Origin of the sequence: Natrinema sp. 74, assembly GCF_046097095.1 — an archaeon.
Taxonomy (GTDB): Archaea; Halobacteriota; Halobacteria; order Halobacteriales; family Natrialbaceae; genus Natrinema.
On the sequence record NZ_CP175698.1, the window covers coordinates 1,317,702 to 1,337,488 of the forward strand.

Here is a 19,787-nt window from a genome sequence, read left to right on the forward strand (position 1 = left end):
AGAACGTGCTGCCGATACGTGGCCGGCGTGGGACTTAGAACAGCCCGACGGCGAAGCCGACGCCCATGGCAACGAGGACCGCAGCGGAGAAGGCGGGAAGATAGGGCGTGTATTGCTCGACCCGCTCCTCGTAGTGCTGATAGCCCGCGATCAGGAGCATGGTCAACCCGACGATGCCGACGATGACCGTGAGCGCGTAGGCGCTCATCAGTTCGAGACAGTGAGTCGAGCCGGCACAGAGCGCGATGATCTCGAACTCCTCTTCGTGGGCGAACCCGAGGACGAACGCGAACCACGCGATGCCGAGCAGGTCGCGGTCGGCGTCTGGCTCGAGATCGTCGTGTGAGTGGCCGTGATCGTGGTCGTGCAAGTTGTGGTCGTGTGAGTGGCCGTGATCGTGTGAACGCGAATCGCTGTGGGAGTGTTCGATATCGGACCCGTGGTGATGACCGGCAGCGCGGTCAGCGCGGGCGGAATCGTGGCCGTGCCCACCGTCGTGGCTTCCGTGCGTATGGCCGTGGCGGTACTCGCGGACGCCGAGTGTAATGAGCAAGACGCCGGCCACGAGACTCACCGGCCCGCCGATCTGCACGCCACCGAGGACCGTGATCGGCTCGTTGAGCTGTGTGAGGCCGAAATAATCCTTCGCGTAGAAGAACACTGCCACCATCGCGATGCTGCTCACGAGGTGGCCGACGCCGATGATGAGACTTGCCACGAGGCCGTACGCCCATTCGTTTCCCGTATCGAGCGCATACGATGCCGCGATCGGCCAGCCGTGTCCCGGTTCGATGCCGTGGACTGCACCGAGCGCGACGGCACCTGCGAACAGGCCGAACGCATCGCCGTGTATCATCGTCTATCTGAGAGAGCGTGACGGCACGGTTAACGGTTGTTACTACCGAAACCGGGGTTCGATCATACGGGAGACTCTTATGGAACCGCGACTGTTCCGGAGATATGCGAACATCGTTCACCGTCCCAGACGACCTCCTCGAGGAGTTCGATCAGATCTGGCGCGAGCAGGGCATCGACAACCGGTCTCGAGCGGTCAGAGAGGCGATGCAGGAGTACATTGAAGCCCACTCGCGGCTCGAGGCGACGACCGGTGAAATCGTCGCTCTGGTCGGGTTCGATTACCGACACCACGACGTGATCCGGGCGCTCCACGCCGTACAACACGAGTATCAAGACGTGATTCTCAACACGAGTCACACTCATCAGGGCGAGTGGTGTCTCGAGTCGCTGTTCTGTCGCGGCTCGGCCGACCGGGTCCGCGACCTCACCGACAGGCTTCGCGACTTCGACGACGTGCGTCGCGTGAAGGTCATGGTCATCCGCGACGAGGCGGTCTCGAGCGCCGTCGCGAAAGGGTAAACGTTCGTTTGAGCTTGAGATGCGTTTTTCTCCGTTCCCCGTGACGGACCCCCATGGACCGACGACAGTTCATCGCGGCATCGACGGTCGGACTCGCGGCGACGGTGACGGGCTGTACTGGCAGTCCGCTTCGCACCGACGATGCCGGCTCGGACGGAGAGGGGAAGCAAAGCGCCGATCGAGGCGAGATCACGGTCAGCGCCGACGGCACGGTCGAAGCGGATCCGGACCGAGCGATCGTCAGCGTCGGCGTCGAGGCCAGCGGCGAGAGCGCCGAAGCCGTCACCGACGAGTTGGCGACGGGAGCCGAACGGCTCCGCGCGGCGTTCGACGAACTGGGTATCCCCGGCGAAAATGTCGAGGAGGGACAGTATCGAATCTCGCCGGCCCGCAAGCGTACCGGCGAGGAGGTGAGGTTCGAGGGAACTCACTCGTTCGAGGTGACGCTGACCGACGTCGACCGCGTCGGCGAGGTCATCGACGCGGCGGTCACGGCGGGCGCGGACGATGTCGGCTACGTGAACTTCTCGCTGCAAGCGGAAACGCGCGCCGAACTCCGCAAGGACGCGATCGACGCGGCGCTTTCGAACGCCGACGCGGAGGCGACCCACATCGCCGACAACCGCGGCGTCAGCCTCGAGGGGACGACGGCCGTCACGACCGGCGACGTTCAGGTCCATCCGGTTCGACAGGAAACGATGGCCAGCGGCGACGCGGCGGGCGGCGCGCCCCCGACGGAGATCGACGCGGAGCCAGTCAGCGTCAGCGCCAGCGTGACGGTCACGTACGCCTTCGCCGAGTGACGGTGTCGGTCGGCAGCGATCGTCGCCGACCGACGCCGTCGTATCGCTCCGCCCGATTTCGGCCGGCCTAAAACCGAACGACTTTTGAATTGTTAGGTGAGCCTAAACTGCATGGAAGTGACACGGCAGTTCGGCTCGAGTCGACGAGCGTTCGTGACGGCGGGGATTACGGCCGGGAGCGCGGCGCTGGCCGGCTGTATCGGTGGAGCGGGGTCTCCCTCGGAGAGCGACGGCTCGTACACGGTGTCGATGGCACCGATGGGGGACCTCGAGTTCGACGCCGTTCCCGAGGACGCCTTCGTCACCTTCGCACAGTACGCCGACATGGCGGTCGCGCTCGGCCACGGCGACGCGGTGAATTCGCTGCACGCTCCAGAGATGTCGGGATCGACGATGAGCAAGTTCTATGAACGGCTTCCGGGCGTTTCCTTCGACTGGGAGGGACTGGAGAACCCGCTCGATGACGGCGTGACCAAGGAGCAACTCTACAACGCGGAGAGCGACGTCCACTTCCTCGATCCGTCGTACGTGCTTACGACGCAGAACGACTGGGACGCATCCGACATCGAGGACATCGCCGACACGGTCGCTCCGTGGGTCGGTAGCTACCACAGCGGCGTTCACAGCGACCCCGCGGCGGCGTACGCCGACAGCTACGAGTACTACACGCTCTGGGAACTCTTCGAGAAGGTCGCGGCCATCTTCCAGGAGCGAAAGCGCTACGAGGAGCTCCGGAGCGTCTACAATGAGACGCGGTCGTACATCGAGTCGAATCTCCCGCCCGAGGATGAGCGACCCACGGCCGCCCGAGTCACGCTAGGCGACGGCGTGTTCTACTCTTACCACCTCAATACGCCGGGCTTTTGGCAGGCCGAGACGCGACCGCTCGGCGCACGCGATGCGCTCGCCGACGTGGAGTGGTCGGGCGACTGGGGCACCGTCAACTACGAGACGATGCTCGAGGCGGACCCGGACGTCATCCTCCACCTCTGGGGCATCACCTCGAGATACGCCATCGAGGACGTCCGCGACCGAATGGAATCACACGCCGCCGGCAGCGAACTGACCGCGGTACAAAACGACCGGGTCGTCGCCAGCGGGATGCGCTATCAGGGACCGATCATGAACCTGTTCCAACTCGAGATGACCGCCAAGCAGCTCTACCCCGACCAGTTCGGCGCATGGCCGGGCTACGAATCGGGCCAGTCCTATCCGGAGATTCCGGCAGACGAGCGGCTGTTCGATCGCGAGCAGATCGCAAACATCGTCACCGGAGCGGGCAGCGATGGGCAGTGAGAACGTCGCGTTCGACACCGACACGGACCACGACGCTGCGGTCGCCGTCGTCGGCGGCGGCCCAGCCGGCTGCTCGGCCGGCATCTACACTGCCCGCGCGGGCCTCGAGACGGTCGTCTTCGATCGCGGCCCCTCCTCGCTACGGCGGTGTGCCTCCCTCGAGAACTACCTTGGCTTCCCCCGTGCGATCGACCCCGAGACCTTCCTCGAGTTGGCCCACGACCACGCCGAAATCGCGGGGTGTCGGATCGAGGCCGACCTGATCGAGTCGGTGACGGCGCTCGAGCGAGGCGGCTTTCGGCTCGAGCCACAGGACGGAGATCCCGTCACGGCCGGATTCGTGATCGCCGCGACGAAATACGACGGGTCGTACCTCAGCGGGCTAGACGACGAGGGCGCGATGTTCGTCACCGAAGAACACGACGGCGAGACCACTCGGCGATTCGATCGCGACTACCCCGATAGCGACGGTCGGACGCCCGTCGACAGGCTCTACGTCGCCGGGCCGCTCGCCGGCGGTGGCGATCAGGCGATCGTCGCGGCCGGTCACGGTGCCACGGTCGCCCGGACGCTGCTCCGGAAACTGCGCGAGGACGAGGGGTACTGGGGCCGGTTCGCGGGCCACTACGACTGGCGGCGCAAGGCCGGCAACCGGCGGGAGAAGTGGGACGACCTCGAGCGATGGATTGCGCTATTCGAAGACAGCGCGCCCGACGACCGCGAGACCGAGACGGTCCGCCGACTCGCCGAACGCTACGCCGCGGACCGCGACACGGCCTACGTCGATTCGGAGACCGCCGACCGACAGGCCGAACGGGGGCAACGGCGGCTCGCGGCCGCGCTCGACGACGACGTGTTGCTCGAGGCCGTCGACGACGAGGCGATCCGCGAGCGGGCGGCGGAACTCGAGGGCGGTAACGCGCGGTCGGACGCCGACCTGATCGACGACTGATCAATCGATACGATTTTTAGGTCAGCCTAAAATATCAGGCGTGATGAGATCGTCCGAAACGACACGACGGAAGTTCATCGGCGCGGGGGTCGCCACCGGCAGCGCGCTCCTCGCGGGCTGTATTAGCGGCGACGCAATGGACGGCTCGAGCGACGAGACGTACACGGTCTCGATAGCGCCGATGGGCGAGGTCGAATTCGAAGGCCCACCCGAGAAGTGGACCGCGTTGCTGCCGACTTACGCGGATATGGGGTTCGCACTCGGCGGCGGACAGACACTCGGGATTCAGAACCACGCTCGGTTCGGAACCGAGGTCTACGACGAGCTTCCCGGCCTCGAGTTCGACGAGGACGACGTCGTTGAACTGACCGAAGGCGGTGTCGATAGGGAACTGTTCTATGAAATGAACGCCGACGCCCATTTCATCGACCCACACATACTGACACACTGGTACGGCTGGGAGCGGTCCGACGTCGATAACGTACGAGACGACATCGGGCCCTTCTTTGGTAACTTCATTCGCCGTCACAGTGACGAGTGGCACGATTACCGCTACTACGACCTCTACGAGGCCCTCGAACTGATGGCCGATGTATTTCAGGCACGAGCGCGCTACGAGGCGTACGTTGAACTCCACGACGAAATGCTCGCGACGATCGACGAACGACTGCCGCCGGCCGAGGAGCGACCGAACGCGATGCTCGTCTACCCGGCCAGCGGCTCGGGCACCGAGTTCTTCCCCTTCCGGTTCGACGACGGCGGGATCAGCACCAAACAGTGGCGGGATCTCGGTTTGACGGATGCGCTCACGGCGACCGACGTGGACCACTACAGCTATAGCGAGCGGGGGACACTCGATCTGGAGATGCTCCTCGAGATCGATCCCGAGGTGTTGCTGGTGCGCAACCACGGCGGTGCGTCCGAATCGGAGTTCCAAGAAGCGGTCGTCGATCCGCTACAGGACGACCCAGTCGCCAGCGAGGTACAAGCAGTCCGGGACGAGGCCGTCTATAATGCCGGCTATCTCGATCAGGGGCCGATCATCAACTTCTACCAGACCGAACGCGCTGCAAACGACATCTACCCCGGTGCGTTCGCAGATGCGACGCTGTTCGACCGTGAACGCGTTGCGAACATCGTTACCGGGGGCGTTTGAAACCGCGGCTGCGATTGCAGACCATGACTCCGGTCGTCGGCCACACCGTCTCGAGGTCGCGACGATATCGTCGAGCCTCGAGCGGCGGGTCACCGGTACTGGTAGCGTCCTTTCTGTTCTCACGAGCGTGTGCGTGAACGTGTAATCCTGTCCCGGGATCGAAACGGAAACGGCGTTACGGCGTCGATCAGTTGCAGTAAAACGGCGAAAACAACAATCAGCGGTCAGTGCCTGACGATCAGTCGTCGGCGGGAACCGCCTGCGTGTCTGCTCGCCCGGAAGCCATGGCGAGCACGTCGTCGAAGAAGTCGAGGGTGTCTTCAGGACCGGGGTTCGCTTCGGGGTGATACTGACGGGTAATCACGTCGTACTCGACGCCGTCGATTCCTTCCGGCGTGTCGTCGTTGACGTTGATCTGGGTGACCTCGAGGTGCTCGCCGGGCTCGGCCACGGTGTAGCCGTGGTTCTGCGTGGTCATGACGACCTGTCCGGACTCTAAGTCGAGGACGGGCTGGTTGACGCCGCGGTGGCCGAAGGTCATCTTCTCGGTGGAACCGCCCAGCGCCTCGGCGACGATCTGCTGGCCGAGGCAGATGCCGGCGACGGGCGTGTCCTCGACGAACGCTTCAACGAGCGCGATCGCCTGTTCGAAATTGACCGGATCGCCGGGTCCGTTCGAGATGAACAGCACATCGGGGTCGACGGCCTCGACATCCGCGACGCTGGCGTCGTAGGGCAGGACGTGAACCGTCGCGTCGCGGGCCAGCAGCGAGTCGACGATCGAACCCTTCGCGCCGCAATCGACCAGCGCGACGGTCTCACCGTCGTTGTCTTCGCCGTGGACCTCGGGTTCGTCGACGCTGACCTGCGCACCGATCTCGGTGTGGTCGCTCATCGCTTTGCAGGCCTCGAGTTGCTCTATGGCGTCTTCCTCGGAGACGTCCTCGCCGACGGCGATGCCGCACTTCATCGCGCCGCCGTCGCGGATGTCGGTGACGACCTCGCGGGTGTCGAGGTGGTCGACCGCCGGGACGCCCTCGCCCTCGAGCCACTCGGCGACGTCGTCGGTGAGTTCCTTTGCAAGCACCGCACGCGGGTGCACGCGGTCGTCCTCGAAACGCTCCTCGCGGACGCCGTAGTTTCCGATCAGCGGGTACGAGAACGTGAGAATCTGCTCCTCGTAGGAGGGATCGGTCAGACTCTCCTCGTAACCCGTATACGCTGTCGTGAAAACGAGTTCCCCGCGGGCCGTACCTGATGCACGACCACGTCCCTCGAGTACGTGGCCGCCTTCCAGTGCGACGTAGGCTTCCGTCATTACGATCTACGTATCGGATGGACCTCCATAAGTGTTGTCTTCGAAGCTCAGTTACGATTTTCGTAATCGGTAAGTGCAGGCTGGTCGTAGTCGTGCATCTCCATGGACGACCTGGACCGGCAAATCCTCGATATCCTCCGGCGGGATGCTCGGACGCCGTACACCGAGATCGCCGACGAGGTGGAGACGAGTGAGGGAACCGTTCGCAACCGCGTCGAGCGCATGATGGACGACGACGTCATCGAGCGCTTTACGATCTCGACTCGCACGGGCAACGTCCAGGCGATGCTCGAGATTAGCGTCGCGGTCGACGTCGACACCAAGGCCGTCTCCGAGCGGATGGCCGAGTGGGACGAGGTCGACTTCGTCTGGATGGTCTCGGGCGAGCAAGACGTGGTGCTCGTCGTCGACGCCGCGGACACGCGCGGGGTCAACGATCTCATCACGAAGGCCCGCGATCAGGAAGAGGTCGTGAGCACGAAGACCCGGCTGATTCTGGACGAAGAGCTCGGCTGAACCGGCCGCGCTGAACGGCAGCCTCGCTCGTTATCGGCCGACGGCGCTGCGAGCCAGCTTATCGAGAGACCGAGAGCGGGCGGTTCAGGATCCCTCCTCGCCGGGCGGCGTTCCGACACCGGGGGTCGGCCGCTCGAGCGCGTCGATTACGCGCTTGCGGTCGTGAATCGCGCGGTAGCCCCGGCGGAGGAGGCTATCGAACCGCGAGTGTGAGACGCGCGCGCTCACGCGACCGTCGCGGATGGCGTCGACGACCGCTTCGGGCGTGAGCCGGTCGGCTTCGACGACGGTGTAGGCCCGGCCCACCTCGAAGGGGTAGTGGGCGTCGCTACCGCCGACGAGCGGCAGGCCGCGCTCTCGAGCCAGTTCCTCCACCAGCGGGCGCGAGCGGGGGTGTTTGCCGTTGAGTTCAATGGCGTCGAAGGGAATATCCTCGAGTTCGCGGACGGTGCTGTTGCGAAACGGGTGGGCGACGATGGCGGCACAGTCGCGGTCGTGTGCCAGCGCGACGGCCTCCTCGGGCGAGAGCGCGCCCGGCTTGGTCGCCTCGGGCGGATCAGGACCGACGACGAGGACGTGGCCCCGATCGGTCGTGATCTCGATCCCCGGCAGCGTCGCGGTACCGCCGTCTGGCTCGAGCGGCGTGTAGTAGTCATGGTTGGTCGTCGCGACCCCCTCGAGGCCGCGTCGGTCGGCGACTTCGGCGAGCAATCGAACGCCAAGCGGATCGAACCGGTCCCCGAGGTCCCGACGCCCGTGGAAGAATCGCGTGTGCGCGTGCAGGTCGACGGAGTACACGGAAGTGCAAACGCCGGCCAGACCCTTTTGCGCTCGGCCGGCGTTTTCCGTGGCATGGCACTCGCGGGTCCGGACGACGGCCAGCCGAGCGACGACCGCGTCCTCGTCCTCAACCCCGTCAGCGGAAGCGGTGATCACGTCGACGAGATCGTCGAGCGCGGCGAAGCACACGGGTTCGACGTTCGAACGACCGAGGGGGAAGGCGACGCGCGCCGACTCACCCGCGACGCCGCGCCCACCGCCGACCTCGTGGCCGTGGCCGGCGGCGACGGGACGGTGAACGAAGTCGTCAACGGCGTCGCAGCCGCGGACGAACTCGAGACGACGACCGTCGCGGTCGTCCCGGCGGGCACGGGCAATAACTTCGCGACGAACATCGGCGTTCGCGGAATCGAGCACGCGTTTACGGTGATCGAAGAGGGGCGACGGCAGTCGATCGACATCGGAGTCGCGAACGATCGCGTCTTCGTCAACTCCTGTGTCGGTGGCGTCACGGCCGAAGCCAGCAGCGAGACCTCCTCGGAGAGTAAAAAAGAACTCGGCGTCCTCGCGTACGTCAAGACCACGCTCGAGACGATCGGCTCGTTCGAGTCGCTGCCGCTGCGAGTGGAAACGGTTGCAGGCCCGAACGGGGAGACGAGGCAGGCTTGGAACGGGGAGGCGATGTTCGTTCTCATCGGGAACTGCCGGCGGTTTACCGGCGCGCGAGCGGCGCAGGCAAACGTCGAAGACGGCCTGCTCGAGGTCACCATCGTCGCGGACGCGTCGCCGGCCACCCTGCTCAAGGGGGCGGCCCTCGAGAGGCTGTTCGACCGCGGCAGCGAGCACATCGTCCGGCGTCGCACGCCGTCAGTCGTCATCGAGAGCCGAACGGATTCCGTCGAGTACAGCCTCGACGGCGAGATGCTCGAGACCGAAACGCTGCGCCTCGAGACGGAAGCGAAGACGCTCAGTATGGCCGTCGGCGAGGCGTATCAGCCCAACCCTGACGGCGAGGAACTGTGGCCGCTCGAGCGGGCCGAATAGCGCCGGGTATCGATTCGAAACAGCCGTGACGAGACGATACTGGTTTCAAGAGCCATCGTAATTATCGGGGTATGAGTACGCCGGACGAGGAGCTCCAACACGAGAACGCAGGACAGGACGTGATCGCCGTCGACGCCGACGACACCGAACTCGAGTTAGTCAACCGACTCAATGCCCATACGGGCGACGGTATCCGCCACCGCGCCTTTACCTCGCTCGTCTTCGACGGCGACGGCAACGTACTGCTCGCCCAGCGAGCGCCAGATAAGCGCCTCTGGGGGACCTACTGGGACGGCACCGTCGCCTCCCATCCCGTCGAGGGCCAAAGCCAGAAGGAAGCGACCCGCGAGCGCGTTGAGGAGGAACTGGGGATCACCCCCGACCAGTACGACGACCTGCGGCTGACCGACCGCTTCGAGTACAAGCGCTACTTCGAGAACGAGGGGGTCGAGCACGAGGTGTGTGCCGTCCTCAAACTGACGCTGTCGGACCGCAGCCTCGATCCCGACGAGGAGGAAGTCGCCGGCGTGATGTGGGTCCCTTACGAGCGACTCAGCGCCCATCCGGAGTGGTACCGCCAGTTCCGGTTCTGCCCGTGGTTCGAAATTGCCATGCGACGAGATACCGAGTAACTAGATATCGCGTCACTTGACCGCTACTACGGCGACCGCTCTGAAGGTATCGCCCAGCGAATAGCCCAGCGGACCACCCAGCGCGGGAACCAGTTTCGCTCCACAGCGTTCGGAGCCAAACGACGCGATCCGGTCGCTCGAGGACCGATCTCCGGTCTCGAGCACGACGATCGCCCCCCGCTCGAGCCACGTTTCGAGACTGAACAGTATCAAGAAACAGTACACGAGCGGGAGGTTTATGAGGGAGTGCCCACACATGCAGGATAGACTGCGATGGTCATTGGTACGTTCAGGCGTCTTCTCCGGGGGAGCGTTCTCACCTCGTCCGCGTCGGCAAGGGGAGCGACCGCCGTGGAACCGACGGGGAAGTCCGAGCCGTCGCTCAAGGCGGCCGAGGCCGGTACACCGCTCGATATCTGTCTGCTGAGCTACCGGTCGAACCCGTATTCGGGGGGACAGGGAGTCTACGTGAAGTACCTCAGTCGGGCACTGACCGAGCTCGGCCACTCCGTCGACGTGATCTCGGGAAAACCGTATCCGGAACTGGACGACGACGTCGACCTGGTGAAACTACCTGGCGAGAACGTCGTCGACGAACTCGACCGGCTAGGTCAGTTCGAACCGTCCTATCTCCGCGATCCGCTCGCCCTCTACGAGTGGCTGAGCGCGCTCACCGGCGGCTTTCCGGATCCCTACGCCTTCGGCCACCGCGTCGTCGACTACTTCGACGAACACGAGCCCGATTACGACGTGATCCACGACAACCAGTCGCTCTGTCACGGCCTCCACGCGCTGCGCGAGCGGGGCCACCCCGTCGTGGCGACCGTCCACCATCCGATCACCGTCGACCGCGACGCCGCCCTCGCCGCGGCAGACGACTGGAAAGAGCGACTGCTGATCCGCCGGTGGTATCGCTTCCTCGAGATGCAACGCGAAGTCGTCCAAGCGCTCCCCCACGTCCTGACCGTCTCCGAGTCGGCCAAACGCCACACCGTCTCCGATTTCGGTGCCGATCCCGATGCGATCCGCGTCGTCCACAACGGCATCGATACAGAGTTGTTCGAACCCCGCGAGCGGCCCCGCGACCGCCCGCGGATCATGACGACCGTCAGCGCCGACGTGCCGCTGAAGGGGGCGCGTTACCTCCTCGAGGCCGTCGCCGAGGTACGCGAAGCCGTCGACGCCGAACTCGTCGTCGTCGGCGAGTTTGACGAGGGCGGCGACTGCGACCGGCTGATCTCGAGACTGGGAATCGGTGACGCGATCGAGACCCACAGCGAGATCAGCTACGACCGGATGGTCGACCTCTATGGAACCGCCGACGTAGCCGTCGTCCCGTCGATCTACGAGGGCTTTGGCCTCCCCGCGGGCGAGGCACTGGCCTGTGGCGTCCCGGTCGTCGCGACCACCGGCGGGGGGCTCCCCGAAGTGGTCGGCGACGCCGGCGTCCTCGTCGAACCGGCCGATTCGGCCGCACTCGCGGAGGCGATTCGGGAGCTACTGACCGACGACGAGCGCCGCCGTCGGCTCGGCGAGCGCGGCCGCGAGCGCATCGTCGAGGAGTTCGACTGGGGGCGGGCTGCCCGCGAGACCGTCCGAACATACCGCGATGCGATCGAAACGCGTACACGGAGGACCTGAGATGGAGACGATCGACTTCGACCGGCTTCCGCTGACGCCGAGTACGCGCGTCCTCGACGTTGGCTGTGGCGAGGGACGACACGTCCACGCCGCCGCCCTCGAGAACGTCGCCGAGGTCGTCGGCCTCGATCTCGAGCCTGAAAACCTGGCCGCGGCCCGCGACGATTTCGAGGAGTACATCGCCGGCGAGACGGACGTGCCAGTCACCTTTCTGTCCGGAGACGCGCTCCGGCTTCCCTTCGAAGACGGCGCGTTTGACATCGTCTGCTGTACCGAAGTGTTAGAGCACCTTCCAGATTACGAGGCGGCGATCGACGAACTCCGGCGCGTCTGTGCACCCGGCGGGACGCTCGCGGTGAGCGTGCCACGAGCGGGGCCGGAGCGAGTCTGCTGGGCGCTCTCCGACGAGTACCACCGCGTCGAGGGCGGCCACGTCCGTATCTTCGACCGCGAGGAGCTTCGGGCCGCGATCGAGCACCGGGGCTTCCGGAAGGTCGGCGGCCACTTCGCCCACGCCTTACACGCGCCCTACTGGTGGCTGAAATGTCTCTGGTGGGACCGCGATCAAAACGACGACGCGCCGCTGGCGCTGCGGGCCTACGACCGCTTTCTGGAGTGGGACGTCCTCGAGTCACCCCGTCCGGTGCGGCTGCTCGAGCGCGCGCTCGATCCGGTCGTCGGCAAGAGCGTCGTCTACTACTTCCGGCTGGAGGGGCGGGCGTGAGCGACGCCTCCGGCCGCCAGTCGCTCTCGGCGTGGAGCCTCGAGCCCGCGATCGACTACGTCGAGCGCGTCCAGCGATCGGACGGGCTCATTCTCTGGTACCCCGACGGGCCGGCAGATCCCTGGGATCACGTCGAAAGCGCGATGGGGCTATCGATCGCCGGCCGCCGCGAGGCCGCCGAGCGCGCCTACCGCTGGGTGGCCGACGCCCAGCACGACGACGGCGCGCTGTGGGCCACCTACGGCGAATCGGAAGACGGCGACGGGGCCCACGCGGGCGACGAGCCGCGCAAGGAGACCCACCGCAGCGCCTACGTCGCCGTCGGCGTCTGGCACCACTACCTGTGTACCGGCGACCGAGCGTTTCTCGAAGCATTGTGGCCGACCGTCTGCGACGCGCTCGCGTTCGCGTGCGCCCAGCAGGCCGACAGCGGTGAAATCTACTGGTCGGTCGACCCGAGCGGCGAGGCCTACGAGGACGCGCTCATCGCCGGCTGTGCCTCGCTCTACAAGAGCCTCGCTTGCGGCGCGGCAATCGCGGACGAACTCGGCCACGTCGCGGTCCGCGACCGGTGGCTCGAGGCCCGCGCCGACCTCGGGACCGCGATTCGCACGCGGCCCGACCGGTTCGACCGCACGTGGGAGAGCAAGTCCCGCTACGCGATGGACTGGTTCTACCCCGTCCTCTGTGGCGTCCTGACTGGTGAGCCGGCGCGAGATCGGCTCGAGGCCGGGATGGGGAGATTTCTCGAGGACGGGCTGGGCTGTCGCTGCGTGGACGACGAGCCGTGGGTGACCGTCGCCGAGTCCTGCGAACTGGTGATTTCCCTGGCCGCGGTAGGGCACACGGAGCGCGCACGCGAGATTTACGAGTGGCTGTTCCAATGGACCGACGACGAGGGCGTCTTCTGGACGGGCTACCAGTTCGAAGACGAGGTGTTCTGGCCGAGCGAACGGCCGACGTGGACCTGCGGGGCGGCGGTGCTAGCTGCTGATGCGTTATCGGGGGTATCGGGGGCCGCGGATCTGTTTACTAATCCGTAGCCGGAGTGATCTCTACCGGGCGGCTGTCAGTGAATCAGTTCGCTTACTGGGGCTAAATTAGACGGTCGCGCGGAGACAAGGAGTTGGTACCTCAGGTTGAATACTCCCGCTACTTCTGGATTTTCCCGCATGAACTCGTCACTCAGTGTCAGTTCAACGATCACGTCATATCCGATCTCGAGTTTGGAAGCATTATCCTTAAATTCTTTAAGAATGGATCCTGATATATGGACCGAACAGAATGGTTTCTGGGACTGATCGTATTTTTCTTAGCATCAATAGTTTATGTAATTGGAGAAGGAGACAGCACCCCTATGATCATCGTGATACCGCTCATGATCACTCTTTACGGGCTGCCTATTTATTTGGTTATAAATTCATTTGCCGACAAAATCTCAAATTGAGAGGCCCATTTGTATATAACATCAAATAAACCACGACACCAGTGAGCGCATTTAGTGGTCAATACTCAGTTAGATCATCGGCAGCAAGCTCCCCAGCAAGATATGCCCGACCCTGCTCACTGATCCGATACAGACCCCGATCTTCGTCGTAATACTCTACGAATCCACCGTCCTGCAGTGCTCGCAGTCTGCGCCGAACGTGCGAGATTTTGTAATCGATGTTGGCCTCGACAGTGGACGGATTCGCGATGAGGGGTCGGTTTCCCTCGTTGAGAAGGACCCACAGCTACCCGAATCGGTCCTCGAGAGAAGGCGGACCGGTGCCCAACCGCCGGCCTACATGGCCGTCTACCGCCTGACGGGTGCCGGGAGCGCGCTGCTGATTCAGCGGGCCGAACGGCTCGCTGTGCTCTGTGACTTCCGGGGGAGCGGGGTGGCAGAGTCGTAGCTATCGTACCCACTGTCACTGACACTTGATCGCTGGACGGCGTTGCAAGTAGTGTGTGGATCGTTTCAGTGGCGACTAGAGCGCGACTCGTCGTCAGATAGCGTATCGTCCAGGACGAATTCAATCATTGTACTCTTGTGCGGACCCGATAGGGGAACAGATAAACTGCTGCGACCTCCGTTTGTGAAATCGGGCGTTTGTTTTCTACATCCAATCCCTGTCCCACAGGCGAGTGCGCATTTTGAAAGCCATTCGCTTTTTCCTGTTGCCGTATAGGCGGTATATACGATGGCTGATGACGCTCGAGACAGCACCTCCTCTGGGTCAGAGGCCGATACTGGCCAGTCGGAGGCGGCAGGCGAGGTTGAGACAGAACTCTCACGGGACATGAGTCTCGCCGACGTGACGTTCATCGGCGTTGGGGCGATGATCGGTGCCGGTGTCTTCGCCTTAACTGGGTTTGCTGCCGGGCTCGCCGGGCCGGCGTTGACACTGGCGTTCCTGCTGAACGGCTTCGTCGCAACGTTCACTGCGGTCTCGTATGCCGAGCTCGGTGCTGCGTTTCCCGAGGCCGGCGGTGGCTATCTCTGGGTCAAGGAAGCACTGGTCGATCCGAACGGGTTCTACGCCGGCTGGATGAGTTGGTTCGCCCACGCCGTCGCCTGTTCACTGTACGCAATCACCTTCGGAACGTTCTTGCTGGAACTGATTCACTACGCCGGCTATCTCCCTGCTCGAGAAGAGATCCTCCTCTTTGGGTTCATCACCGGCTCGCTCCTCGAGAAGCTATTTGCGGTGCTGATGGTCGCGCTGTTTGCGTATATCAATTACCGCGGTGCCGAGGAAACGGGCACCGCCGGGATCATCGTCACTGTAATCAAGGTTATCGTCCTCGGGATTTTCGTCGGCTTCGGTATCCTTGCAACCGTCAACAGCCCCAACTGGACCGGCAAGTTCCTGAACAGTCCAGAGTTCGCGCCGGCCGGTTTGTTCGGGATCGTCGGCGCGATGGGGTTTACCTACATCGCCTTCGAAGGATACGAGATCATCGTCCAATCAGGTGAGGAAGTCGTCAATCCGGGAACGAACATCCCGAAGGCGGTGTTCTACTCGATGGTCATCGTTGTTCCCATATACATCCTCGTCGCGTTCGCCTCCATCGGTGGCATCGAAGTAACGCAGGATCTCGTTCAGCAAGGTGGCCTCGGCGGCCAACAACAGGTGTACACGTGGGAACTGCTCGGAGAACTCGGAGAACTCGGTATTATCGAAGCGGCGGGGCAGTTCGTTCCGTTTGGCGTTCCACTCCTTCTCTTCGCTGGACTGGCAGCGACGATGAGTGCGCTGAACGCGACGGTGTACTCGTCCAGTCGAGTCTCGTTCGCGATGGGTCGTGATCGGGCACTGCCGGCGATGTTTAAGCGAATCAATCCGGACAAGCGCACACCCGACGTGGCGATCTTCCTCTCAGCCGTCCTTATTGCGATTATGGCAGTCGCGCTCCCTATCGAGGCGGTCGCCGCCTCGGCAGACATCATGTTCATTCTGCTCTTCGTGCAGGTGAACTGGACCGTCATCCGAATGCGTCAGACCCATCCTGACCTCCCGCGGACGTATACTGTTCCGTTTATGCCGTGGCCGCCGCTTATCGGGATCTTCCTGCAGTTTCTCTTGACGCCGTTTCTCATCTACACGCTGGGACTCGAGTTCGTCGGGATCGGTACCAGCAACCATGGGCTCATCGCACTTGTTACGACGACGGTCTGGATGGGACTCGGGCTTGCGATCTACTACGGCTACTCGAAACAGCAAGAAGCCGAGCAACTCGAGGAGGAAACACCGACGATCATTTCTGAGCGAACACCGTCAGAGGCGGAGCAGCAACTCGTCGTTCCTATTGCGAACCCCGAGAACGCGACTCAACTCATGCGGACTGCGGTCGATATCGTAGAGGATCGTGGCGGCGAAATACTCGTCATGAGTGTGGTGACGGTGCCCCAACAGACACCGATTTCGCAGGGTCGGCAGTTCATCACAGACGAACGCGAGGTGCTGAACGAGGCGATGGAAATCGCAGAAGCAGAGGATATCCCCGTAAGCGGTACCATCCGTATCGGTCACGATGTCGCACAGGCGATTTTGAATACCATTGACCAGTATGGGAGTGAGGGTGTGCTGATGGGGTGGAAAGGACAGCACAAGAGCCAACGGCGTGATATCGTGCTCGGAAGTAACGTAGACACGGTTGCCCAAGAAGCGAACGCAGACGTACTCGTTGAGCGGTTAGGTCCCGATGCAACTGGTGCGGCAGAGACCGTGCTCCTCCCTACTGCGGGGGGTCCACACGCCGAGTTCGCAGCAGAGATCGCATCTGCGATCGCTGATAGTGACAACTCGAGGGTCGATATCGTCCACGTTGTCGATCCGGATGCAGACGAGACGGAACGACGAAACGCACAAGAGCAACTTGCGTCAACGAAAGATTATGTGAGTGATGCAGGAGAAATCACGACACGAGTCATAGAAGGCGATGACGTGGTCGAGACGATCGTCGAAGAGTCGGAGGGATACGACATTACGATCGTCGGCGCAACACGAGAAGGACTCCTTAATCAGCTCACCTTCGGTTCTGTGCCGGAAGAGATCGGCTGGAACGCAAAAAGCACGGTTCTCATGGCAAAGCGGAATCTCGGAATAACGTCACTCCTCAATCGTTGGCTCTAAGACGATAGTGAACAAGTAGTTCCAGTTCGTAACCTTCGGAGTCGAGGTTGCGGCCTTCATGATGACGTGCGCAATGGCGCTGGATTATCTGTGGAACAGCTCGCCAGTGAAAGCCTAATCCGGAGTTCGACGACGAGTACGCTTTCAACGATAAGCGCTATCCGAATAGGAAGCGAAGGGGAACTATGGCCCTCATCAGTATCATCGCAGCGCTACTCGGAATTGCACTCTTCGTCATGGTCCTCGCGCTCGTGATCGATATTGCGCGATGGGTCAGAGACCCCGATGCGAACTCTGGCCTTCAGACCTAAGTGCTACTGACGGACCTCGTAGAGTCCTCGAGACAGGGCGTCGTGATGAAAACCAAGGGAGAGAGACGCATGTCTCCAATAACGATTCCGGAGACAATCAGTGCTGATACTGCCCACTACTCGCCCAGACCAGAGAACCTAGCAGTGAGACGATTAGCGGCCCAGACAACGTCGCGAGCGATATGTCCATCGTAGATCGGCTACGTTAGCACGGAGAGCGTCCGACCGAGAGACCGCACCTCGATCGCTCGTTCCGGGACTCATTCGATCCGATCTTCGGGATGGCCGAACGCATCGGTGAGTTTTGGCGTCGCCCCAAACGCCGAATACACTGTCAACAGATCGCCGGCCTCAATCCGCGTACTCCCCTGCGGTGTAAGCGGTGGGTCCCGTCCTTCGCGTTCGATCGCGACGACCAGCACCTCATCGGGAAGTAAGTCCTCGTCAGCCGTTTCGAGGAGAGTCTTTCCGGCGATAGGTGCCTTTCCGGTGACACGGATTTCGAATACTTCCGCGTCATCGCCGATCCGCATGTAGTCGATGATGGCCGGCCGAGCGACCGCTCGATAGAGGTATTCAGCGATGAGGTCTTGCGGATTTTCTATCGTGTTGACGTCGATCTGACGGAATACGTTCATATGTTCGGGATCGTGCACGACCGAGACGATCGACGGGACGTCGTGTTCCTGTGCGAGCAGACAGACCATGATGTTGGTCGCATCACGGTCGGTCGTGCTTATCAGTGCATCTGCCTGATCAATACCAGCGTCGGTAAGCACTTCGTGGGCCGTTGCGTCGGCAGTAAGGACTAGACAGTCATGCTCACCGGCGATCCGGTTTGCTCGTTCGGCATCTCGCTCGATGACGACGACTTCGTTTCCCGATCTGGTCGCGATTTCCATCAGCGGTGTTCCGATATCGCCCGCTCCAACGATGATAATATACATACAGAACGTATACCTCAGGCGACCGGCCGACTATCTCTTCGATCAATAATGACTACCGCTCTCGGGAAGCGATAGTGTTTGGAACCATCTTGATGGCGCGTGCAGTCACTTGTTGGTGACTGGCTCCGCGGTGTGGTCCGTGACCGATCGCATCTACTCGGAATTCGTATCATGTACGTCTCCCAGGAACGACCAGTGTAAGGTTTCCTCCCCGTCAGGGTGTCTTTCTCGTGTCACCTGATAGAGAGAGACGAGTCGAGTTTCCCTCTCGGAGTCTCCTTGACTCGGTGGACGCTTTCGGACGAGGGTGTAGATCCCCCGGTCCTCAATGCTCAAGACTTCTCCCTCTGCGTCCTCGAGGATCTGTTCTTCGATGGGTTGCTGACTCTCTGTGAGACGCTGTTCGACGTATTCGTGAACTACGCGGAGTTCTGCCGATCCAAGCGTATCAAGTTCTTTGACGAGAGAGTCCGGGAGTTGGTCCGGTACCGATTGTTCGTCAACTGGATCGCTCATACGAAAACCATTCGATCGGGAAAGGAAAATACTTCCGTTGTATATACTGGTTCGTTTGCTCGATCGGAGAATGCTTTCGGATCGTTTGGTACCGGGAGACCATGTAGCTAGTAGAAGCCAAAGAATTCAAACCGAACTGTAAAGCGATCTCCCCGGTCGGACATCTTCTCCAATCAATAACAAAAGCCAAGTTAAAAGGAAATACGGAACCAATACTCCCATATAAATATGTCTCAGAGTATCGATGATATCGATAAGCAAATACTCTATTACCTCACTCAGGAGGGCCGCCACACATCTGCACCGGATATCGCCGGTAATGTTGATGTCTCGGCCCCGACAGTTCGTAATCGAATTCGGCGACTCGAAGAAGACGGAATCATCAGAGGGTATCATGCGCATATCGATTACGAACACGCTGATAGCCGGCTAACGAATCTATTCATCTGTAGTACGTCAGCGACCGATCGGCAGGAACTGGCCCAGCGTGTGCTCGATGTCCCCGGCGTTATTAACGTGAGAGAGATCATGACGGGCAAGGGTGACCTTCAAATCAAGGTCGTCGGAACGGATACCGACGACCTCACACGAATCGCACAAGATATCACCGCTCTCGGCATCGAAATCGATGACGAGGGCCTGATTCATCGAGAGTATTTCCGCCCGTACGCACGGTTCGGTCCGAGAGAGCAAGAGCCGATCTCGCCGGTGACGGGTGTTGCGGGTCTCTCTGGGGATGCAGACGTGATCGAAGCCATCGTTAAAGAGGGAGCGCCGATCGCCGGTAAGACACTCCAACAGGCGAACGAAGCGAATCTTATTCCCTCGAGCGTTTTAATCGTGAGAATCGACCGAGACGATCAGGCTATCACACCGACAGGAGAGACGACGATCGAAGTTGACGACTTCGTTACGATCCACTCGCGGTCAGGCATCGGTGATGAGACATTGGAGGTATTCACCGGATGACGGGCGTTGAATTCGGTGTTATTGTCTTACCGGTTAGGTGACTTATTAGCCACATACCTGCGCCCGTTAGTTGTACCACTCTCGTTAGGTCCCGCGATTCCTTTTAAGTACGTTGGCAGAATCTACCCACCGAATATACATGCGAAGTACGGGTTGCTGCGTCGTTGCATACCTGATCGCTCGACA

General features: G+C 62.0%; 23 protein-coding genes. 16 read left to right on the forward strand and 7 right to left on the reverse strand.

The window, feature by feature from the left end:
• Window positions 1–34: 34 nt before the first annotated feature.
• Window positions 35–856, reverse strand: coding sequence for a hypothetical protein (locus ACJ70B_RS06605; RefSeq protein ID WP_408959615.1), 822 nt, complete (start codon window positions 854–856; stop codon window positions 35–37).
• A gap of 104 nt (window positions 857–960) precedes the next feature.
• Between ACJ70B_RS06605 and ACJ70B_RS06610 the strand changes: the two genes are divergently transcribed.
• The 5 genes from ACJ70B_RS06610 to ACJ70B_RS06630 all read left to right on the forward strand — a co-directional run bounded on the left by ACJ70B_RS06610 (window position 961) and on the right by ACJ70B_RS06630 (window position 5,584).
• Entirely contained in the window at window positions 961–1,377 is a 417-nt protein-coding gene (locus tag ACJ70B_RS06610) for a CopG family ribbon-helix-helix protein (protein ID WP_408959616.1), read from the forward strand.
• Between the two features lie 53 nt (window positions 1,378–1,430).
• Entirely contained in the window at window positions 1,431–2,180 is a 750-nt protein-coding gene (locus tag ACJ70B_RS06615) for an SIMPL domain-containing protein (protein ID WP_408959617.1), read from the forward strand.
• 111 nt (window positions 2,181–2,291) lie between these two features.
• Window positions 2,292–3,476, forward strand: a complete 1,185-nt coding sequence (locus ACJ70B_RS06620) for an ABC transporter substrate-binding protein (protein WP_408959618.1) — start codon at window positions 2,292–2,294, stop codon at window positions 3,474–3,476.
• Window positions 3,466–4,428: an NAD(P)/FAD-dependent oxidoreductase gene (locus ACJ70B_RS06625; protein ID WP_408959619.1), complete on the forward strand. Its 963-nt coding sequence runs from the start codon at window positions 3,466–3,468 to the stop codon at window positions 4,426–4,428. The genes ACJ70B_RS06620 and ACJ70B_RS06625 overlap by 11 nt, the downstream gene beginning before the upstream one ends.
• Window positions 4,429–4,609: 181 nt before the next feature.
• Window positions 4,610–5,584 (forward strand): ABC transporter substrate-binding protein, encoded by a 975-nt coding sequence (locus ACJ70B_RS06630; protein ID WP_408960083.1) that lies wholly within the window; start codon window positions 4,610–4,612, stop codon window positions 5,582–5,584.
• Between the two features lie 238 nt (window positions 5,585–5,822).
• Here the strand turns inward: ACJ70B_RS06630 and carA are convergent, their stop codons facing one another.
• Entirely contained in the window at window positions 5,823–6,902 is a 1,080-nt protein-coding gene (gene carA / locus ACJ70B_RS06635; protein WP_408959620.1) for a glutamine-hydrolyzing carbamoyl-phosphate synthase small subunit, read from the reverse strand.
• Window positions 6,903–7,004: 102 nt separating this feature from the next.
• Between carA and ACJ70B_RS06640 the strand changes: the two genes are divergently transcribed.
• Window positions 7,005–7,418 carry an Lrp/AsnC family transcriptional regulator gene (locus ACJ70B_RS06640; protein WP_408959621.1) on the forward strand — a complete coding sequence of 138 codons (414 nt, stop codon included), beginning with the start codon at window positions 7,005–7,007 and terminating at the stop codon, window positions 7,416–7,418.
• An 84-nt stretch (window positions 7,419–7,502) separates the two neighbouring features.
• Here the strand turns inward: ACJ70B_RS06640 and ACJ70B_RS06645 are convergent, their stop codons facing one another.
• Complete coding sequence (locus ACJ70B_RS06645) at window positions 7,503–8,216, reverse strand: PHP domain-containing protein (RefSeq protein WP_408959622.1); 714 nt, start codon at window positions 8,214–8,216, stop codon at window positions 7,503–7,505.
• 54 nt (window positions 8,217–8,270) lie between these two features.
• Here ACJ70B_RS06645 and ACJ70B_RS06650 point away from each other — a divergent pair, with 54 nt between their 5' ends.
• On the forward strand, window positions 8,271–9,242 hold the full coding sequence (locus tag ACJ70B_RS06650) for a diacylglycerol/lipid kinase family protein (RefSeq protein WP_408959623.1): 972 nt from the start codon (window positions 8,271–8,273) through the stop codon (window positions 9,240–9,242).
• A 71-nt stretch (window positions 9,243–9,313) separates the two neighbouring features.
• On the forward strand, window positions 9,314–9,874 hold the full coding sequence (locus ACJ70B_RS06655; RefSeq protein WP_408959624.1) for an NUDIX hydrolase: 561 nt from the start codon (window positions 9,314–9,316) through the stop codon (window positions 9,872–9,874).
• A gap of 12 nt (window positions 9,875–9,886) precedes the next feature.
• Here the strand turns inward: ACJ70B_RS06655 and ACJ70B_RS06660 are convergent, their stop codons facing one another.
• On the reverse strand, window positions 9,887–10,087 hold the full coding sequence (locus tag ACJ70B_RS06660) for a hypothetical protein (protein WP_408959625.1): 201 nt from the start codon (window positions 10,085–10,087) through the stop codon (window positions 9,887–9,889).
• A gap of 60 nt (window positions 10,088–10,147) precedes the next feature.
• Here ACJ70B_RS06660 and ACJ70B_RS06665 point away from each other — a divergent pair, with 60 nt between their 5' ends.
• The 4 genes from ACJ70B_RS06665 to ACJ70B_RS06680 all read left to right on the forward strand — a co-directional run bounded on the left by ACJ70B_RS06665 (window position 10,148) and on the right by ACJ70B_RS06680 (window position 13,686).
• A complete protein-coding gene (locus tag ACJ70B_RS06665) occupies window positions 10,148–11,515 on the forward strand; it encodes a glycosyltransferase family 4 protein (RefSeq protein WP_408959626.1) in 1,368 nt (455 codons plus the stop codon).
• 1 nt (window position 11,516) lies between these two features.
• The gene (locus ACJ70B_RS06670; protein ID WP_408959627.1) at window positions 11,517–12,239 is read left to right on the forward strand and encodes a class I SAM-dependent methyltransferase; all 723 of its coding nucleotides are present in this window, start codon (window positions 11,517–11,519) and stop codon (window positions 12,237–12,239) included.
• Complete coding sequence (locus ACJ70B_RS06675; RefSeq protein ID WP_408959628.1) at window positions 12,236–13,282, forward strand: prenyltransferase; 1,047 nt, start codon at window positions 12,236–12,238, stop codon at window positions 13,280–13,282. The genes ACJ70B_RS06670 and ACJ70B_RS06675 overlap by 4 nt, the downstream gene beginning before the upstream one ends.
• 227 nt (window positions 13,283–13,509) lie before the next feature.
• The gene (locus ACJ70B_RS06680; RefSeq protein ID WP_408959629.1) at window positions 13,510–13,686 is read left to right on the forward strand and encodes a hypothetical protein; all 177 of its coding nucleotides are present in this window, start codon (window positions 13,510–13,512) and stop codon (window positions 13,684–13,686) included.
• 58 nt (window positions 13,687–13,744) lie between these two features.
• On the opposite strand, the gene ACJ70B_RS06685 is transcribed toward ACJ70B_RS06680, so the two are convergent.
• On the reverse strand, window positions 13,745–13,972 hold the full coding sequence (locus ACJ70B_RS06685) for an ArsR family transcriptional regulator (protein ID WP_408960084.1): 228 nt from the start codon (window positions 13,970–13,972) through the stop codon (window positions 13,745–13,747).
• Between ACJ70B_RS06685 and ACJ70B_RS06690 the strand changes: the two genes are divergently transcribed.
• The 3 genes from ACJ70B_RS06690 to ACJ70B_RS06700 all read left to right on the forward strand — a co-directional run bounded on the left by ACJ70B_RS06690 (window position 13,886) and on the right by ACJ70B_RS06700 (window position 17,169).
• The gene (locus ACJ70B_RS06690; RefSeq protein WP_408959630.1) at window positions 13,886–14,134 is read left to right on the forward strand and encodes a hypothetical protein; all 249 of its coding nucleotides are present in this window, start codon (window positions 13,886–13,888) and stop codon (window positions 14,132–14,134) included. The two genes, ACJ70B_RS06685 and ACJ70B_RS06690, sit on opposite strands and share 87 nt — an antisense overlap.
• A 288-nt stretch (window positions 14,135–14,422) precedes the next feature.
• Window positions 14,423–16,858: an amino acid permease gene (locus ACJ70B_RS06695; RefSeq protein ID WP_408959631.1), complete on the forward strand. Its 2,436-nt coding sequence runs from the start codon at window positions 14,423–14,425 to the stop codon at window positions 16,856–16,858.
• 185 nt (window positions 16,859–17,043) lie between these two features.
• Complete coding sequence (locus ACJ70B_RS06700; RefSeq protein ID WP_408959632.1) at window positions 17,044–17,169, forward strand: hypothetical protein; 126 nt, start codon at window positions 17,044–17,046, stop codon at window positions 17,167–17,169.
• A gap of 260 nt (window positions 17,170–17,429) precedes the next feature.
• On the opposite strand, the gene ACJ70B_RS06705 is transcribed toward ACJ70B_RS06700, so the two are convergent.
• Window positions 17,430–18,116 carry a potassium channel family protein gene (locus ACJ70B_RS06705; protein ID WP_408959633.1) on the reverse strand — a complete coding sequence of 229 codons (687 nt, stop codon included), beginning with the start codon at window positions 18,114–18,116 and terminating at the stop codon, window positions 17,430–17,432.
• A 153-nt stretch (window positions 18,117–18,269) separates the two neighbouring features.
• Window positions 18,270–18,632 carry a hypothetical protein gene (locus tag ACJ70B_RS06710; protein WP_408959634.1) on the reverse strand — a complete coding sequence of 121 codons (363 nt, stop codon included), beginning with the start codon at window positions 18,630–18,632 and terminating at the stop codon, window positions 18,270–18,272.
• Between the two features lie 228 nt (window positions 18,633–18,860).
• Between ACJ70B_RS06710 and ACJ70B_RS06715 the strand changes: the two genes are divergently transcribed.
• A complete protein-coding gene (locus ACJ70B_RS06715; RefSeq protein ID WP_408959635.1) occupies window positions 18,861–19,601 on the forward strand; it encodes a winged helix-turn-helix transcriptional regulator in 741 nt (246 codons plus the stop codon).
• Window positions 19,602–19,787 lie beyond the last annotated feature (186 nt).

Coding starts and splice junctions, on each gene's coding strand:
- ACJ70B_RS06640 (WP_408959621.1), top strand. CDS start 7,005: ATGGACGACCTGGACCGGCAAATCCTCGATATCCTCCGGCGGGATGCT.
- ACJ70B_RS06620 (WP_408959618.1), top strand. CDS start 2,292: ATGGAAGTGACACGGCAGTTCGGCTCGAGTCGACGAGCGTTCGTGACG.
- ACJ70B_RS06695 (WP_408959631.1), top strand. CDS start 14,423: ATGGCTGATGACGCTCGAGACAGCACCTCCTCTGGGTCAGAGGCCGAT.
- carA (WP_408959620.1), bottom strand. CDS start 6,902: ATGACGGAAGCCTACGTCGCACTGGAAGGCGGCCACGTACTCGAGGGA.
- ACJ70B_RS06710 (WP_408959634.1), bottom strand. CDS start 18,632: ATGAGCGATCCAGTTGACGAACAATCGGTACCGGACCAACTCCCGGAC.
- ACJ70B_RS06630 (WP_408960083.1), top strand. CDS start 4,610: ATGGGCGAGGTCGAATTCGAAGGCCCACCCGAGAAGTGGACCGCGTTG.
- ACJ70B_RS06615 (WP_408959617.1), top strand. CDS start 1,431: ATGGACCGACGACAGTTCATCGCGGCATCGACGGTCGGACTCGCGGCG.
- ACJ70B_RS06665 (WP_408959626.1), top strand. CDS start 10,148: ATGGTCATTGGTACGTTCAGGCGTCTTCTCCGGGGGAGCGTTCTCACC.
- ACJ70B_RS06655 (WP_408959624.1), top strand. CDS start 9,314: ATGAGTACGCCGGACGAGGAGCTCCAACACGAGAACGCAGGACAGGAC.
- ACJ70B_RS06705 (WP_408959633.1), bottom strand. CDS start 18,116: ATGTATATTATCATCGTTGGAGCGGGCGATATCGGAACACCGCTGATG.
- ACJ70B_RS06650 (WP_408959623.1), top strand. CDS start 8,271: ATGGCACTCGCGGGTCCGGACGACGGCCAGCCGAGCGACGACCGCGTC.
- ACJ70B_RS06715 (WP_408959635.1), top strand. CDS start 18,861: ATGTCTCAGAGTATCGATGATATCGATAAGCAAATACTCTATTACCTC.
- ACJ70B_RS06610 (WP_408959616.1), top strand. CDS start 961: ATGCGAACATCGTTCACCGTCCCAGACGACCTCCTCGAGGAGTTCGAT.
- ACJ70B_RS06700 (WP_408959632.1), top strand. CDS start 17,044: ATGGCCCTCATCAGTATCATCGCAGCGCTACTCGGAATTGCACTCTTC.
- ACJ70B_RS06680 (WP_408959629.1), top strand. CDS start 13,510: ATGGACCGAACAGAATGGTTTCTGGGACTGATCGTATTTTTCTTAGCA.
- ACJ70B_RS06670 (WP_408959627.1), top strand. CDS start 11,517: ATGGAGACGATCGACTTCGACCGGCTTCCGCTGACGCCGAGTACGCGC.
- ACJ70B_RS06605 (WP_408959615.1), bottom strand. CDS start 856: ATGATACACGGCGATGCGTTCGGCCTGTTCGCAGGTGCCGTCGCGCTC.
- ACJ70B_RS06625 (WP_408959619.1), top strand. CDS start 3,466: ATGGGCAGTGAGAACGTCGCGTTCGACACCGACACGGACCACGACGCT.